General features: G+C 68.8%; 16 protein-coding genes. 10 read left to right on the plus strand and 6 right to left on the minus strand.

Translation table 11 applies throughout. The features are described from left to right. Complete coding sequence (locus ACO2SS_RS20025) at nt 1-789, minus strand: taurine ABC transporter ATP-binding protein (protein ID WP_423279541.1); 789 nt, start codon at nt 787-789, stop codon at nt 1-3. 37 nt (nt 790-826) lie between these two features. After that, nucleotides 827-1,840, minus strand: coding sequence for a taurine ABC transporter substrate-binding protein (gene tauA, locus ACO2SS_RS20030; protein ID WP_423279542.1), 1,014 nt, complete (start codon nt 1,838-1,840; stop codon nt 827-829). Between the two features lie 137 nt (nt 1,841-1,977). Here tauA and ACO2SS_RS20035 point away from each other — a divergent pair, with 137 nt between their 5' ends. The 6 genes from ACO2SS_RS20035 (at nt 1,978) to ACO2SS_RS20060 (ending at nt 5,983) form a co-directional block, all read left to right on the plus strand. Further along, nucleotides 1,978-3,354, plus strand: a complete 1,377-nt coding sequence (locus tag ACO2SS_RS20035) for a M20/M25/M40 family metallo-hydrolase (RefSeq protein WP_423279543.1) — start codon at nt 1,978-1,980, stop codon at nt 3,352-3,354. A 60-nt stretch (nt 3,355-3,414) separates the two neighbouring features. Beyond that, nucleotides 3,415-3,837, plus strand: a complete 423-nt coding sequence (gene parS / locus ACO2SS_RS20040; protein ID WP_423279544.1) for a type II toxin-antitoxin system Xre/ParS family antitoxin — start codon at nt 3,415-3,417, stop codon at nt 3,835-3,837. Nucleotides 3,838-3,847: 10 nt separating this feature from the next. Beyond that, nucleotides 3,848-4,276: an RES family NAD+ phosphorylase gene (locus tag ACO2SS_RS20045; RefSeq protein WP_423279545.1), complete on the plus strand. Its 429-nt coding sequence runs from the start codon at nt 3,848-3,850 to the stop codon at nt 4,274-4,276. Nucleotides 4,277-4,307: 31 nt separating this feature from the next. Next, the gene (locus tag ACO2SS_RS20050) at nt 4,308-4,643 is read left to right on the plus strand and encodes a porin (RefSeq protein ID WP_423279546.1); all 336 of its coding nucleotides are present in this window, start codon (nt 4,308-4,310) and stop codon (nt 4,641-4,643) included. Beyond that, nucleotides 4,636-5,010, plus strand: coding sequence for a porin (locus ACO2SS_RS20055; protein WP_423279547.1), 375 nt, complete (start codon nt 4,636-4,638; stop codon nt 5,008-5,010). Before ACO2SS_RS20050 ends, ACO2SS_RS20055 begins: the two co-directional genes overlap by 8 nt. A gap of 109 nt (nt 5,011-5,119) precedes the next feature. Continuing rightward, a complete protein-coding gene (locus tag ACO2SS_RS20060; protein WP_423279548.1) occupies nt 5,120-5,983 on the plus strand; it encodes a branched-chain amino acid aminotransferase in 864 nt (287 codons plus the stop codon). A gap of 3 nt (nt 5,984-5,986) precedes the next feature. Here the strand turns inward: ACO2SS_RS20060 and murJ are convergent, their stop codons facing one another. Then, nucleotides 5,987-7,507 carry a murein biosynthesis integral membrane protein MurJ gene (gene murJ / locus ACO2SS_RS20065; RefSeq protein ID WP_423279549.1) on the minus strand — a complete coding sequence of 507 codons (1,521 nt, stop codon included), beginning with the start codon at nt 7,505-7,507 and terminating at the stop codon, nt 5,987-5,989. 115 nt (nt 7,508-7,622) lie between these two features. Here murJ and ACO2SS_RS20070 point away from each other — a divergent pair, with 115 nt between their 5' ends. Together ACO2SS_RS20070 and ACO2SS_RS20075 are read left to right on the plus strand one after the other, a co-directional pair. Beyond that, nucleotides 7,623-8,420: a nucleotidyltransferase family protein gene (locus tag ACO2SS_RS20070; protein WP_423279550.1), complete on the plus strand. Its 798-nt coding sequence runs from the start codon at nt 7,623-7,625 to the stop codon at nt 8,418-8,420. A 23-nt stretch (nt 8,421-8,443) separates the two neighbouring features. Beyond that, entirely contained in the window at nt 8,444-9,166 is a 723-nt protein-coding gene (locus ACO2SS_RS20075) for a metallophosphoesterase family protein (protein WP_423279551.1), read from the plus strand. 9 nt (nt 9,167-9,175) lie between these two features. Here the strand turns inward: ACO2SS_RS20075 and ACO2SS_RS20080 are convergent, their stop codons facing one another. Genes ACO2SS_RS20080 through ACO2SS_RS20090 form a run of 3 tightly spaced genes read right to left on the minus strand, consistent with a single transcriptional unit; the run spans nt 9,176 to nt 11,300 of the window. Beyond that, nucleotides 9,176-9,835, minus strand: coding sequence for an RraA family protein (locus tag ACO2SS_RS20080; RefSeq protein WP_423279552.1), 660 nt, complete (start codon nt 9,833-9,835; stop codon nt 9,176-9,178). 40 nt (nt 9,836-9,875) lie between these two features. After that, on the minus strand, nt 9,876-10,841 hold the full coding sequence (locus ACO2SS_RS20085) for a tripartite tricarboxylate transporter substrate binding protein (protein WP_423279553.1): 966 nt from the start codon (nt 10,839-10,841) through the stop codon (nt 9,876-9,878). Between the two features lie 33 nt (nt 10,842-10,874). Next, nucleotides 10,875-11,300: a cupin domain-containing protein gene (locus ACO2SS_RS20090; RefSeq protein WP_423279577.1), complete on the minus strand. Its 426-nt coding sequence runs from the start codon at nt 11,298-11,300 to the stop codon at nt 10,875-10,877. 148 nt (nt 11,301-11,448) lie between these two features. On the opposite strand from ACO2SS_RS20090, the gene ACO2SS_RS20095 reads away from it, so the two are divergent. Both ACO2SS_RS20095 and ACO2SS_RS20100 read left to right on the plus strand, forming a co-directional pair. Beyond that, complete coding sequence (locus ACO2SS_RS20095; protein WP_423279554.1) at nt 11,449-12,474, plus strand: ABC transporter ATP-binding protein; 1,026 nt, start codon at nt 11,449-11,451, stop codon at nt 12,472-12,474. A gap of 82 nt (nt 12,475-12,556) precedes the next feature. Then, nucleotides 12,557-13,852, plus strand: coding sequence for an ABC transporter substrate-binding protein (locus tag ACO2SS_RS20100; protein ID WP_423279555.1), 1,296 nt, complete (start codon nt 12,557-12,559; stop codon nt 13,850-13,852). Nucleotides 13,853-13,956: the final 104 nt, after the last annotated feature.

Here is a 13,956-nt window from a genome sequence, read left to right on the forward strand (position 1 = left end):
CTACGAGGCCTCCTGGCCGGCGGGTCTCCGCCGATGCACGAGCGCGAGGACGCGTTCGCGCATGGCGATGAAGGCCGGATCGGACTTCACCCGCCGCGCATCCCGGCCCTCCAGGAAGGCGCGCGAGAAGGGCAGGTCGATCGTCTCCACGATGGGGCCGGGCCGGGGGCTCATCACGACCAGCTTGGTGGCGAGGAACACCGCTTCCTCCACGTCGTGCGTGATGAAGAAGGCCATCTTGCCGGTGCGCTGCCAGACCTCGAGCACGAGCTCCTGGACCTGCTCCCGGGTGAAGGCGTCGAGCGCCCCGAACGGCTCGTCCATGAGGAGGGCGCGCGGATCGCTCGCAAGCGCCCGCGCGATGCCGACGCGCTGCTGCATCCCGCCGGACAATTCGTAGATCTTCTTGCCGGCGAAGTCGGACAGCCCGACGAGGCCCAGCATCTCGGTCGCGACACGGCGGCGCTCGGCCCGCGGCACCCCGCGCATCTTCAGCGCGAAGGCAACGTTCTCGGCGACGTCCAGCCACGGCATCAGGGCATGCCGCTGGAAGACGACGCCGCGATCGGCGCCCGGCCCCACGATCGGGTGCCCGTCGAGCAGGATCTCGCCCTCGGTCGGCTCGAGGAAGCCGGCGATGGCGGACAGGAGCGTGGTCTTGCCGCAGCCGGACTCGCCGAGGGCGACGATGAACTCTCCCGGCCTGATCGTCAGATTCACCCGCGAGAGCGCCACGATGCCGCTCTCGCCGCCGCCGAAATGAACGCTGACGTCCCTGATCTCGAGCATCAGCCCATACCGAGCGCCGGAGGGCGCGCCTGGTGCATCATTTCAGGGCGGCCTCGACGTATTCCTTCGTGACGAACTTCGTGAAGTCCGAAGGGACGGACTGGACGCGGCCCTGCTCCTTCAGGAACTCGGCGGTCGAGGCGAGCGCCTTGGCCGCGCCGCCGCCGAGCCAGGCCGCGGAAGCCTGCTCCTCGAGGGTCGGGAAGGCATAGGCGGCAAGGCTCGCCGGCACGTCTTCCGGCGCCGAGCCGCTGATCTTGGCGACGGCCTTCACCTCGGGTGAGGTCCCCAACCAGGCGTCCTTCTTCGCCTTGTACTCGGCATCCTTGGCCGCGATCATGCGCACGAGCTCGACCATGAAGGGCTTGTTCGCCTCCGCCCATTTGCGGTCGACGATGATGCCGTCGAAGGTCGCCTTGCCCTTCTTCGAGATCTCGCCCGCCGAGGTCAGGACCTTGCCGTTCGCCTTTACCTTGGTGAGGACGGGGTCCCAGATGAAGGTCGCGTCGACGTCGCCGCGCTCCCAGGCGGCCGCGATCTCCGGCGGACGCATGTTGAGGATTTTCAGGTCCTTCGCGCCGAGCCCGGCCTCGGACAGGGCGAACATCAGCTGGTAATGGGCCGTGGAGACGAAGGGGACCGCGACCGTCTTGCCCTTCAGATCGGCGACCTTCTCGGCGCCGCTGCCGTTGCGGGCGACCAACTGCTCCGCATCGGCGATGTCGTCGAGGATCCAGAACAGAACGACGTCGAGCCCCTGCGTGGCGGCCGTCGCGATCGGGCTCGATCCCGCCTCGCCGATCTGGACGTTCCCCGAGGCCATCGCCCGGACGACATCGCCGCCGCCCCCGAACTTGCGCCAGTTGATCTTGTAGCCGGTCTTCTTCTCCAGCTCCCCGGAATCGATCAGCGCCCGGAAGGGCACGACCATGTCCTGGTGCGCGAAGGTCACCTCCTTGTCGGCCGCCCGGGCCACACCGGGGAGGGCGACCGCGACGCCGAGGGCTGCAGCCGCGAACCGAAATGCTTTCCCAATATTGCGAAATGCCAAGACCGGATCCTCCCTGACGGGCTACGCCGGTGGCCGTTGCAATTCTCGTGCGCAGATCGTGCCGCAGGCCGGCGCCGGGACGGGCTTGGCAGCCGCGCCGATCGGGTCTAGCCCAAGGCGACCGTGATGGAGCTCACATGATCGACCGGGTTCTCGGGGACATCGACACCGACCTCGACAATGCGCTGAGCCGGCTCTTCGACTGGCTGAAGATCCAGTCGATCTCGACCGATCCCGCCTACAAGGGCGAGTGCCGCAAGGCGGCCGAGTGGGTGCGCGGCGAGCTCGAGGCGCTCGGCTTCAAGGCGCATCTGAGCGAGACCTCGCTCCATCCCGTGGTCGTGGGGCACAAGCCGAAGCCGGGCGCGCCGCACGTCCTCTTCTACGGCCACTACGACGTTCAGCCCGTCGACCCCCTGGAGCTCTGGGAGACGCCGCCCTTCGAGCCGCAGCTCGCCGAGCTGGAGCCCGGCCGAAAGGTCATCCGGGCGCGCGGGGCCTGCGACGACAAGGGCCAGGTGATGACCTTCATCGAGGCCTGCCGCGCCTGGATCGCGACCGATGGGGAACTGCCCGTCGGCGTGACCGTGCTGATCGAGGGCGCCGAGGAGAACGGCTCGAAGGGCCTTCCCGAGTGGCTGGCGGCCAACAAGGACGAGCTCAAGGCCGATTTCGCCCTCGTCTGCGATACCGGCATGTGGGACCGCGACACGCCGTCGATCACCACGGCCCTGCGCGGCCTCGTCTATCGCGAGATCATCGTGAAGGCGGCCGACCGCGACCTGCATTCGGGCATGTTCGGCGGCGCGGCCCGCAACCCGATCCATGTCGTGTCGAAGATCGTCGCCGACCTGCACGACGCGGATGGACGGGTGACGCTGCCGGGCTTCTATGACGGCGTGCCGGAGACCCCGCCGGAGCTTCTCAAGCAGTGGGAGGGGCTCGGCCTCACGGCGGAAACCTTCCTCGGCCAGGTCGGGCTGTCGGTCCCGGCCGGCGAGAAGGGCCGCATGGTGATCGAGCAGATCCAGTCGCGGCCGACCTGCGACGCGAACGGCATCGTCGGCGGCTATACGGGCGAGGGCTCGAAGACCGTCATCGCCGCGCAGGCGAGCGCCAAGATTTCCTTCCGGCTCGTCGGCGAGCAGGACCCGCAGAAGATCGCCGCTGCCTTCGAGGCCTTCGTGCGCGAGCGCATCCCGGCCGATTGCAGCGTCGAGATCCTCGACCATTCGGCCGCCAAGGCCATCCAGCTGCCCTACGACATGCCCGCGCTCATCAAGGCGAAGGCTGCGCTCGCGGCCGAGTGGGGCAAGGAGCCCGTCGCGATCGGGTCCGGCGGCTCGATCCCGATCGTCGGCGACTTCAAGCGGACGCTTGGACTCGACACGCTCCTGGTCGGCTTCGGCCTCGACGACGACCGCGTGCATTCGCCGAACGAGAAGTACGACCTGTCGAGCTTCCACAAGGGCGCGCGCAGCTGGGCCCGCATCCTCGGGGCGCTCGCCTCCTGACCCGCGCTTGAACCTTTGGCGATATGCACCTATCTTTCGTGCATATCGCCGGAGCAGGTCATGGCGCGAGCGGCCCTCTACGCTCTCATCGAGGATTTCCCGAGCGACCGGGCGAATGACTGGCGCGGTGTCGTCGAGGCGACGCGCCGCGGGTTTCCGGTCCAGACCGTGGACCGGCTGGTCCAGACGGGGCGGCTCACGGCCGCCGAGATCGACCAGACCATCATCCCCCGAAAGACGCTGAGCCATCGGCGCAAGATCGGCACGTTGACGGCCGAGCAATCCGACCGCCTCGCACGGGTGATGCGCGTCATCGCGGCCGCGGAGGAGACCTTCGGCACGGAAGCCAAGGCCGCGCGCTGGCTACGCCGCCCGACCGAGGCGCTCGCCGGCGAGACCCCGCTCGCGCTTCTCGACACCAGCGAGGGCACGCGGGAGGTCGAGCGCCTCCTCAGCCGGATCGACCACGGCCTCGCCGCCTAGTTTCAGCTCGATGAGATCGTGGCGGATCTGCCGCGAGCCTTTCGCCGACCTCGGCGGAGAGGGCGCGCGGCTCAACGGGGGGCGCTGGAACCGGCCTGGCCGCGCGCTCGTCTACACGGCCGACAACGCAGCCCTGGCCGCGCTCGAGGTCAGGGTGCATCTGGACCTGCCGCCCGACCTCCTGCCCGAGGACTACGTTCTCCTGGAGATCGACCTGGGAGACATCCCGGCCGAGCGCGCCGCGGACTTTCCCGCCGAGCCTGCCGCCTTCGGGACGGCGTGGATCACCGAGGGGCGCACGGCCGTCCTGGACGTACCGTCCGCCATCATTCCGGAATGCCGGAACCTCCTCCTGAACCCGGCCCATCCCGAGGCGGGGCGCGCCCGGATCGTTTCGCGCCGGCCCTTCGGCTTCGACACGCGCCTCTGGCGAGCGTGACGACAGGCGCTGTCTAGGCTAGCCTGCCTCAATGCGCCTCGCGATCACTTCGCTCCTCTTTGCCGCGTCGTGCGCCGCTCCAGGCCTCGCCGGCGAGCCCTGGGCCGTGCCCGAAGTGGCGCGGGCTTGCCCGCAGCATGGGCCCGGCTTCGTCCAATTGCCGGGAACAACGACCTGCGTCAGGCTCGGCGGACGCGTGAGGGCGGAGACGACGGTCGGTGCGCCGCGGCGCGTCTCGCGCGAGCAGATATCCGGCTTCGGGACGAGCGCCCGCGTTTCCATCGATGCGCGGACGGACACAGCCTATGGACCGGCTCGGGCCTATATGAGCGTGAGGGTCGGCAGCGGGGCGGGGCGGCGTGACTGACCGTCGCGATCGTTCAACGCTCCTCCGGGCCGGCGGGGCGGTGCTCGCCGCAGCCCTGCTCTTCACGGCGGAATCGGCCGATGCCTTCGAGCCCTGGGTGGTCCCGGAGGTCGCCCGGACGTGCCCTCATTACGGGCCCGGTTACGTCGAGGTGCCGGGCAGCCGGACCTGCGTCCGCATCAGCGGGCGCGTCGTCACGGACTATACGGTGGGCGCGAAGAACACGCCCGAGCGTCGGGGCGATCTGCCAAGGGAATTCGGGACCGGTGCCCGGGTCACGGTCGAATCCCGGACCGAGACCGATATCGGGCCTCTCCACCTGATCTACCGCATGGATGCGGGCCGGAGCCGCATCTCGGGCCGCTGACCCATTCCGTCGATCGCCGGGGACGCATCACGAAGTTTCATCCTCCCGGCATTGACGGGGGAGGGTGCCGGGCGCTGGTAGGGGGCCAAAACAGCGGAGCACCTCCACCATGACTTCCGAGACCTGGACCTTCGTCGACGGACGCTGGGTCGACGGCAATCCCGGCCTGACGGGCCCGCGTTCGCACGCCTTCTGGCTCGGCTCCTCGGTCTTCGATGGCGCGCGCTTCTTCGAGGGCGTCATGCCCGACATGAAGCTCCATGCGGAGCGGCTGAACCGCTCGGCGGTGGCGCTCGGGCTCAAGCCCTTCGTGGCGCCGGACGAGGTGGTCGCGCTGACGCGCGAGGGCGCCAAGAAGTTCGGCGCCGATCCGCAGCTCTATGTACGGCCGATGTACTGGGCCGAGGGCGACGGCCCCGGCGCGATCCTGCCCGACCCCGAGACGACGCGCTTCTGCCTCTGCCTCTATGTGGAGCCGCTGCCGCCCGCGCGTGCCGGGATGAGCGTCACCCTCTCGCCGTTCCGCCGCCCGACCCTCGAGACGATGCCGACGGATTCGAAGGCCGGCTGCCTCTACCCGAACAATGCGCGGGCGTTGCGGGACGCGAAGAGCCGCGGCTTCGACAACGCGCTCGTGCGCGACATGCTCGGCAACGTGGCCGAGACGACCACCTCCAACGTCTTCATGGTCAAGGACGGGGTGGTGATGACCCCGATGACGAACGGAACCTTCCTGAACGGCATCACGCGCCAGCGCATGATCAAGCTCCTGCGGCAGGCCGGGATGGAGGTGGTCGAGACCACGCTCCGCTACGAGGACTTCCAGGCTGCCGACGAGATCTTCACGAGCGGGAACTTCGCCAAGACGACGCCCGTCATCCGGATCGACGACCGGGACCTGCAGCCCGGGCCGGTCGCCCGCAAGGCGCGCGAGCTCTACTGGGCCTTCGCCCACGACGGCGCATCGGCCTGAGCCTCAGGCGCGCCGCAGCCGCACGCCGAGGAGCCTGAGGCAGAGGGCCAGGACGGCCCCGTAGAGGACGAGGCCGGCGAGGCCCAGCCCCGCGAGGGTTGCGAGATCGCGCAGCCAGCCGAGCGCCGCGAGCTCAGCCGCGAGCGGCGCCCGGCCGAAGATCGCGAGCGCGGCCAGGGCGACGCAGCCGACCGTGATCGCGGCGAGCGTCTTCATGAGGGCGGGCGAGGGGGCCGCGAGGTCCCGGCGGACGGCGAGGAACCAGAGCAGGCCGACATTGATCCAGGCCCCGACGGAGGTCGCGAGCGCGAGGCCCGCAACACCGAACGGGCCGATCAGGACGAACTTGAGCGCGATGTTGACGCCGTAGCCCGCGAGCGAGGCCCAGAGCGGCGTCATGGTGTCCCCGCGCGAATAGAAGCTCGCCGTGGCGGAGCGGACGATGACGGCCGCCGGCAGCCCGACCGCATAGGCGGCGAGCACGTCGCCCGCCCGCGCGGCCGCGGCCGCATCGAAGGCGCCGCGCTGGAACAGGGCCGTCATGATGAGGTCGGGCAGGACCAGGAACGCGACGGCGCAGGGGGCGGCGAGCGCCAGCGTGAAGCCGACCGCGCGGTTTTGCGCGGCGTGCGCGCCGGAGGTGTTGCCGGCCGCGATCAGGCGACTCATGGTCGGCAGCAGCACTGTCCCGGCCGCGATCCCGACGACGCCGAGCGGCAGCTGGTAGAGGCGGTCGGCATAATACAGCGACGACAGCGCGCCGGTCGGCAGGAACGAGCCGATGATGGTGTCGGCGAACATCGCGATCTGGATCCCGGCCGAGCCGATGACGGCCGGGCCGAGCCGCTTGAAGAAGCCGCCCATCTCGGGGTCGCGCAGCTTCCTCGTCAGCCGCGGCGCGATGCCGGCCCGGCTGGCGTTCCACCAGACGAGGCCAAGCTGGAGGACGCCCGAGATGAGAACGCCCGCTGCTGCTGCGTGCGCGGCCGTCGGGAACAGATAGGCAGCCGCGAGCGTCGCGATCATCGACAGGTTGAGCAGGATCGGCGCGGCAGCCGCTGCCCAGAAGCGGTCGCGGGCGTTCAGCACGGCCGAGATCACGGTCACGAGCGTGATGAGCAGCAGGTAGGGGAACGTGATCCGCGTCAGCTCCACGGCCAGCTGGAACACGTCCGGCTTCAGGCCCGGGGCGAGCACCGACACGAAGGCCGGCATCGCGAGCAGCGCCGCGACCAGCAGCACCGCCTGGACGATGAGCATCAGCGTGAAGATGCGGCTGGCGAAGGCCGCCGCCCGGCTCGCGCCCTCGGTCTCGTAGACCCGCCCGTAGGTCGGCACGAAGGCGGCGTTGAAGGCGCCCTCGCCGAAGATCGCCCGGAAGTGGTTGGGCAGCTTGAAGGCGACCACGAAGGCGTCCGCGATCGGGCCGGCGCCCATGATGGCGGCCATGACCACGTCGCGGACGAAGCCGGTGGCGCGGGAGACCAGCGTCCAGCCGCCGACCGACAGGATCTTCTTCAGCATCGGGCCGCGGTGGGTGAGCCGCGCCCCGCTGTCAAGCGGGACGGGAGCCGGTCTTTCGGGGAACCAGCCTACAGGCTCCCTGTTTGAAGCAGGCTATGCAGATGTGGGATCTCCCTTGATTGCTCAGGACGCTGTCTCGGCGGAGCCCGCTTTCGAACCGAAAGCCTCGCCGACCCTGAAGAACCCGGAGGCCGAGGCCTTCTACGTGGAGGCGATCCGGGAGCTGGCCGATCTCGGCATCCCCTACCTGCTCGCCGGGACCTACGCGGTCAGCGCCTATACGGGCATCACGCGCGAGACGAAGGACCTCGACGTCTTCTGCAAGGCAGGCGACTACCCGCGCATCCTCGCGCACTTCAAGGACCTGGGCTACGCGGTCGAGATCGAGGACGAGCGCTGGCTCGGCAAGGTCTTCAAGGGCCGCCACTTCTTCGACGTGATCTTCGCCTCGTCCAACGGGACCATGCCGGTCGGCGACGCGTGGCTGGAACATGCCCGCACGATCGAGATCTTCGGCTCGCAGGTACGCATCATCGGCCCGACCGAGCTCATCTGGTCGAAATGCTTCATCCAGCTCCGCCACCGCTACGACGGCGCCGACATCGCCCATGTGATCCTGCGTGCGCACGACCAGATCGATTGGCAGAGGCTCCTCGGCTACATGGAGCTTCACTGGGAAGTCCTGCTCGTCCACCTGCTCAATTTCCGCTGGATCTACCCGGCCGAGCGGGACCGCATCCCGGCCTGGCTCATGGACGAACTGCTCGAGCGCCTCGATAAGCAGCGCCAGCTGCCCACACCCCAGATGAAGGTCTGCCGCGGCCGGATGTATTCGCGCATCGATTACGAGATCGACGTGAAGGAATGGGGCTATGCCGATGTCGGCGGGGAGGGGGAGTGGCGCAATGACTGACGCTGGTCCGGCGGGGGCGCGCAATGGCTGAGGACGCGCAACCCTTGAAGGTCGCGGCGATCGGCGACCTCCACGTCAAGACGGACGGCACGGCCAGCTACAAGGCGATCTTCGGCGAGATCTCGCGCGAGGCCGACGTCCTCGTCATCGCGGGCGACCTGACCGACCTCGGCAAGCCCGCCGAGGCGGAACTCCTGGCGGAGGACCTGCGGGCCTGCACGATCCCGGTCGTCGCCGTCCTCGGCAACCACGACTACGAATGTGGGTGCGTCGAGGAGGTCAGCCGCATCCTGCAGCAGGCGGGCGTCCGGCTCCTCGACGGGCAATGGACGGAAGTCGGCGGCGTCGGGTTCGTCGGCGTGAAGGGGTTTGCCGGCGGGTTCGGCCGCGCCATGCTCGGCTCCTTCGGCGAGCCGGCCATCAAGGCGATGGTGGCCGAGAGCGTCAGCGAAGCGATGCGGCTCGAGAACGCCATGCGGCAGGTGAAGACCGAGCGCGCGATGGTTGTGCTGCATTACGCGCCGATCGTGGAGACGATCGCCGGAGAGCCGCTCGAGATCTTCCCTTTTCTCGGGTCCTCGCGACTCGCGGAGACGATCGACCGCTTCCCCGTGAAGGCGGTCGTGCACGGCCACGCCCATCGCGGCGCCTACGAGGGCAAGACGCCCGGCGGCATCCCGGTCTACAACGTCGCGCAGCAGATCCCGAAGCCGAACGGCTGCCCCTATGCGCTGCTGACCCTCTGAGCGGAAGGCTCAGGGCTTCTCGGACGCGATGCCGATATAGGAGTTGTCGAAGCGGTTCTCGGCGATCGCCGCCAGGGCTTTCGCCTCGCGTTCCTCCTGTGCCTGGACGCGGGAGAGAAGCTCCTCAGCGGCTTCCGGCGGGAAGGCGATCACGCCGTCCTCGTCGCCGATGATCATGTCGCCCGGCATGACCACCATGCCGTCGATCGCGACCGGGACGTTGATCTCCCCGGGGCCGAACTTGTACGGCCCGCGATGCGTCACGCCGCGGGCGAAGCATGGGAACCCGGCGCTTACGAAGGCGCCAACATCGCGCACGGCCCCGTCCACGACGAAACCCGCTATGCCCTGCATCTTCGCCCGCCGCAGCATGATCTCACCGACGAGTGCCTGGTTGAGGTCGCCGCCGCCATCGGCGACCAGGACGTCCCCTTCCCGCAGCAGATCGTAGGACTTGTGTAGGGCGTAGTTGTCGCCGGGCCGCGTCTTCACCGTGACGGCGGTGCCGAGCAGCCGCCCGGACCCGTGGATCGGGCGAAGGCTGCGCGTCCCATGCAGACGGTTCATGTTGTCCGACACGACCGCGACGGCGACGTCCCGGAATGCCGCGATGATGCCGGCGGGCACCTGCGGCGCGCAGGGGTTCGAACGGTGACCTGGAAGCTGCATGCGGGTCGGGCTCTCGGGGTTGGGGGCGCGTACTCGCGCGTCATGCCTTGATGTTGTTCTCGCGGACGACGTCGCCCCAGACCTTGGTCTGCCTGCTGAAGAAGGGCTTCGCGGCGGCCGGATCGCCGAAGACCAGCGTCATCTGCTGCGATTCCTGCAGCTTCTTGGCGATCTCCGGCTCCGAGAGCGCTTCCTTCACGGAGGCTGCCAGCTTGTTCAGCGTGTCGGACGGGGTTGCTGCCGGTGCGAACACGCCCCACCAGGCCAAGGCCTCGAAGCCGTCGAACCCCGATTCGATCGCCGTCGGCGTCTCCTTGATCAATGGAAGCCGCTGGGCGCCCATCTGCATCACGGGCCGCACCACCGGGCCGCCGAGTTGCGGCGCGACGAGCGCGATCGACCCGCAGAGGAGGTCGACATGGCCTCCAAGCAGGTCGTTCATGGCCGGGCCGCCGCCGCGATAGGGGACGTGGATGATCTCCACACCGGCCCGCTTGGCGAGGAGCGTCATGGCGAGGTGGCCGATCGTCCCGATGCCGACCGAAGCGTAGGTGACGGATCTCGGCCGCGCCTTGGCTGCCTCGACCACGTCCTTGAAGCTCTTGAACGGCTTGTCCTTGTGCGTCGCGAGCACATAGGGCGCGGTACCGACCAGGCTGACGGGGACGAGGTCCTTCTCGATATCGAGCGGCGGGTTCTCGACCATGGCCGGAATGACGGTGTGGGAATCGAAGGTCACGAGCAGCGTCAGCCCGTCCGGGGCGCTCTTCGCTACGTGCGATGCACCGAGCGCGCTCGCGGCGCCCGGCATGTTCTCCACGATCGTAGTCTGGCCGGACATCGTCTGCAGCCGCGCCTGCAGCATGCGGGCAAGAGCGTCCGTCGAGCCGCCCGGCGGAAAGGGCACGACGATGCGCATCGTGCGTGCGCCCTGCGCCAGTGCGGGCGCACAGAGAAGGGAGGCAGCCCCCGCGGCGAGGGCATGCCGTCTGGTCAGAAAGCTCATCCTTGGTTCCTCCCGTGCGGATCGTTTGTCCGCTTATGATTGCCCGAAGCCGCGTCCCGGCTTTCGGTATTCGGGCCGCGGCGGGCTGAAGATGTCGAGCACCTTCGCCCCCTCCGGCCCTGCCCGCATCGTGTGCGGCACGTCCCCCGGCGTTCGCCAGAAATCGCCCTTCGCGACCGGGATCTCCTCGCCGCCCTGGACCCGGATCGCCGAGCCTTCGAGCAGGACGCCCCATTGCTCCTCGGGGTGATGGTGAAGCGTTCCCTCGGAATTGGGCGCGATCGTCACGACCGACAGCATCGCCTGCTCGCCGGCGAAGATGCGCGTGGTCAGCCCCGGCGCGAGTTCGCGGAACAGACCGTCCGAAGCATCGTCGAGATTATGGAACTCGCTCCTCTGCGAGGCTGGCCGTCCGCCATTGCGTTCTACTCCCTGATCTACCGCATGACTGGTCGGCAGTTTCCGTGATCATCCGGGATTGCTGGCCGGAGATAAAGCGATATCGCGCGGGCTCGGCCCGCTTTGGTGGGTATCCGGGCGCTCGCTTGCCTTCCCCCCGTCATCCACCCATGCCAGAAGCGCCCGGCAGCTTGGCCGAGGGAAGGCGTTGTCGGACATCGCGGTAAGTGGCGTTTCCAAGTCCTGGGACAGCGCCACGGCTCTTCACAGGATCGACTTCGAGGTCGCGGCTGGCGACTTTGTCGCCCTTCTCGGCCCGTCCGGCTGCGGGAAATCGACGACTCTGCGCCTGATCGCCGGCCTCGATACGCCCAGCACGGGGCGCATCGTCATCGGCGGCCGGGACGTCACGGATCTGCCGCCCGCGCAGCGCGGCATCGCGATGGTGTTCCAGAGCTACGCACTGTTTCCGCACCTGACCGTGGCCGAGAACATCATCTTCGGCCTTCGCGTCCGGAAGGTCGGCGCAGCCGAACGGGACGACCGGCTCAAGCGTGCCGCCGACATGCTGGGCCTCTCCGCGCTGCTCGGCCGTAAGCCGTCGCAGCTGTCCGGGGGGCAGCAGCAGCGCGTGGCGCTCGCCCGCGCCATCGTGGCCGAGGCCGCCGTGTGCCTCATGGACGAGCCGCTCTCGAATCTCGACGCGCAGCTTCGGCTGGAGATGCGCCGGGAGATCCGCGCCCTGCAGCAGCGGCTCGGCATGACCATGGTCTATGTCACGCACGACCAGGCTGAGGCCATGACGATGGCGGACCGCATCATCCTCATGCGGGCCGGGCATATCGAGCAGAACGGCACGCCGGCCGAGCTCTATGAGCGGCCGGCCACCGCCTTCGCGGCACGGTTCATCGGCAATCCGCCCATGAACGTCGTTCCCGGGGCGAGCGTCGCCGACCGGCCCTGGCTGGCGCTGCCCGGCGATCCCGCGCAGCTCAGCTGCGGCGTGCGGGCGGAGGCGGTCCGCGTCGATCCAGAGCAGGGCGTGCCGGCCGAGGTCGTCGCGGTGGAGTATCTGGGAGCCGACACGCTCGTCGAGACGCGGATCGGCGGGGCGCCCTTCGTCGTGCGCCATGGCGGACGCTTCGAGGCACGGCCGGGCGAGGCGGTCCGCCTCGGCTGGGCGCCCGAGGAAGCCCATTGGTTCGATGCGACGGACGGCCGCCGCGTGGCTTGAATGCGCGACGCTGTCACGTCATCGATACAAAGCTGACGATAAGCGAGAAGCCCGCACGCGATGGCGGGCCGTTGGAGGAACTATGGACAGGCGACAGTTTGTGGTGGGGACGGGCGCGGCCGCGCTCGGGGCAGCGGGCTTGGCGAAGCCGGCCCTGGCGCAGGGAACGACGGAGGTCTCGTTCTTCTTCCCCGTGGCGGTCGGCGGGCCGATCACCAAGATCATCGACGGCTACGCGGCCGATTTCGCCAAGGAGAACCCGTCTATCAAGGTGACGCCGACCTATGCCGGCACCTACCAGGAGACGATCGTCAAGGTTCTCACCGCCCATAAGAGCGGCACGCCGCCGACCCTGTCGGTGCTGCTGTCCACCGACATGTTCACCATGATCGACGAGGACGCCGCCGTGCCGTTCGACGGCTTCCTCAAGTCCGCCGAGGACCAGGCCTGGGTGAAGAGCTTCTACCCGGCCTTCATGCTGAACAGCCAGGCCGAGGGAAAGACCTGGGGCATCCCGTTCCAGCGCTCGACGATCGTGCTCTACTGGAACAAGGAGGCCTTCAAGGAGGCCGGGCTCGATCCCGAGAAGGCGCCGGCCAACTGGGCCGAGCATCTCGCCTTCGCCGAGAAGCTGACGAAGCGTGACGGCTCGGGCAACACCCAGCAATGGGGCACGCAGATCCCGACGACCGGCTTCGCCTACTGGCTTCTCCAGTCTCTCGCGATCCAGTCGGGGACGGTGCTCGCGAACCAGGACGGCAACAAGACGTCCTTCGACGATGCCGGCACGCTGGAGGCCCTGAACTACCTCGTCGACCTGTCGCGCAAGCACAAGGTCATGGCGCCGGGCGTGATCGACTGGGGAACGACGCCGCGCGACTTCTTCGAGCGGAAGACCGCGATGATGTGGACGACAACGGGCAACCTGACCAACGTCCGCAACAACGCGAAATTTCCCTTCGGCGTCGCGATGCTGCCCGCCAACAAGCGGCGCGGCTCGCCGACGGGCGGCGGCAACTTCTACCTGTCGAAGAAGGCGAACCCGGCGCAACAGGAAGCGGCGGTGAAGTTCGTGCGCTGGATGACCCAGCCCGAGCGGGCCGCCAAGTGGAGCGTCGACACGGGCTACGTGGCCGTGAGCCCCGCCGCCTACGAGACGCCCGTCATGAAGGAGTACGTGGCCGCCTTCCCGCCCGCGGCCGTGGCGCGGGACCAGCTGCAATACGCGCTGGCCGAGCTCTCGACGCACGAGAACCAGCGCGTCACCAAGGCGCTCGAGGACAACATCCAGGCCGCCCTCAACGCCACAAAGACGCCGGAGCGCGCCCTGAAGGACGCCCAGGCCGAGGCCGAGCGCATCCTGAAGGCATATCGGTGATGCACGCGCATCCTCTCCCCGCTTGCGGGGAGAGGTCGAGCGGCGCCGGAGGCGCCGGCCGGGCGAGGGGCTGCGCCTCGATCCTCGCCCCTCATCCGGTCGCG

Origin of the sequence: Enterovirga sp. CN4-39 (assembly GCF_049446235.1) — a bacterium.
Lineage (GTDB): Bacteria > Pseudomonadota > Alphaproteobacteria > Rhizobiales > Beijerinckiaceae > Enterovirga.

Excerpts from the sequence above, each read along its gene's own strand:
- ACO2SS_RS20025 (WP_423279541.1), bottom strand. The coding sequence starts at position 789 with ATGCTCGAGATCAGGGACGTCAGCGTTCATTTCGGCGGCGGCGAGAGC.
- ACO2SS_RS20035 (WP_423279543.1), top strand. The coding sequence starts at position 1,978 with ATGATCGACCGGGTTCTCGGGGACATCGACACCGACCTCGACAATGCG.
- parS (WP_423279544.1), top strand. The coding sequence starts at position 3,415 with ATGGCGCGAGCGGCCCTCTACGCTCTCATCGAGGATTTCCCGAGCGAC.
- ACO2SS_RS20045 (WP_423279545.1), top strand. The coding sequence starts at position 3,848 with ATGAGATCGTGGCGGATCTGCCGCGAGCCTTTCGCCGACCTCGGCGGA.
- ACO2SS_RS20050 (WP_423279546.1), top strand. The coding sequence starts at position 4,308 with ATGCGCCTCGCGATCACTTCGCTCCTCTTTGCCGCGTCGTGCGCCGCT.
- ACO2SS_RS20060 (WP_423279548.1), top strand. The coding sequence starts at position 5,120 with ATGACTTCCGAGACCTGGACCTTCGTCGACGGACGCTGGGTCGACGGC.
- murJ (WP_423279549.1), bottom strand. The coding sequence starts at position 7,507 with ATGCTGAAGAAGATCCTGTCGGTCGGCGGCTGGACGCTGGTCTCCCGC.
- ACO2SS_RS20075 (WP_423279551.1), top strand. The coding sequence starts at position 8,444 with ATGGCTGAGGACGCGCAACCCTTGAAGGTCGCGGCGATCGGCGACCTC.
- ACO2SS_RS20080 (WP_423279552.1), bottom strand. The coding sequence starts at position 9,835 with ATGCAGCTTCCAGGTCACCGTTCGAACCCCTGCGCGCCGCAGGTGCCC.
- ACO2SS_RS20085 (WP_423279553.1), bottom strand. The coding sequence starts at position 10,841 with ATGAGCTTTCTGACCAGACGGCATGCCCTCGCCGCGGGGGCTGCCTCC.
- ACO2SS_RS20100 (WP_423279555.1), top strand. The coding sequence starts at position 12,557 with ATGGACAGGCGACAGTTTGTGGTGGGGACGGGCGCGGCCGCGCTCGGG.